The organism is Aerococcus sp. L_32, from assembly GCF_050689315.1.
In genome coordinates this window covers 1-745 of record NZ_JBOEQF010000909.1, presented here as the reverse complement: position 1 = coordinate 745, position 745 = coordinate 1, and the positions used below count along the sequence as shown (strand labels likewise).

The 745-nt window shown below is 34.6% G+C and carries 2 protein-coding genes; both read left to right on the top strand.

Annotated elements, in window-relative coordinates:
- Nucleotides 1-277: competence type IV pilus major pilin ComGC (gene comGC / locus ACRCJ0_RS17305; RefSeq protein WP_431391389.1), on the top strand; the 277-nt coding region annotated here is incomplete at its 5' end.
- A 39-nt stretch (nucleotides 278-316) separates the two neighbouring features.
- Nucleotides 317-745, top strand: a 429-nt coding sequence (locus ACRCJ0_RS17300; RefSeq protein ID WP_431391387.1) for a prepilin-type N-terminal cleavage/methylation domain-containing protein, incomplete at its 3' end; no start/stop codon positions are given.

Sequence of the window (745 nt, the reverse complement as noted above, 5' to 3'; positions counted from 1 at the left end):
AAAAGAAGGTTTTACGCTTATAGAAATGGTTCTCGTCTTATTTATTGTGGCAGCCTTGTTATTGCTAATTATACCAAACATGTCCAAGCAAACAAAAAATGTAGAAACTAAAACTAACGCTGCTTTAGTCGAAACTGTTGAAACGCAGATGGAATTATATTTACTAGAACATGATGAAGCAAGTGTCACGGCGGAAGTACTAGCAAACGAAGGCTACATCACCACTGATCAATTAGAAAAATATAATGCTATTCCAGCTGGAACTGTTACCCCTTAGGAATTATTAACATCACCATTTTAAGAGGAGTAGATTTTGATGAAAAAACATAAAAAGAAGTCAGGATTTACTCTTCTGGAAATGATACTTGTTTTATTTTCACTGTCATTATCATTAATACTTGCGGTCCCATATGCAAAAGACGCTATTATCCGCTATGAATCAAAAGTAATGATGCGTAATGTCATGCAACACTTTGAATACGTGCATAAAATGACAATAGTTAGGAAAGGTATTCATTTTGTGACTTTTTCAGGTAATACAGTGGAATTTCGAGCTGATCTATTACGACCTTCACCAGTAGATACGACGTTTGTGTTTCCAAAAGAATCTAAGTTTGTCCATTATAAAAGATTTGAATTTTCTACGTCAGGAACTGTTGGGCCACAAACGATAACCTTAAGAACACCAACGAAGGATTATGCAATTGTTTATCAATTTTCTGGAGGGCGTTATGTTATTGAAGAA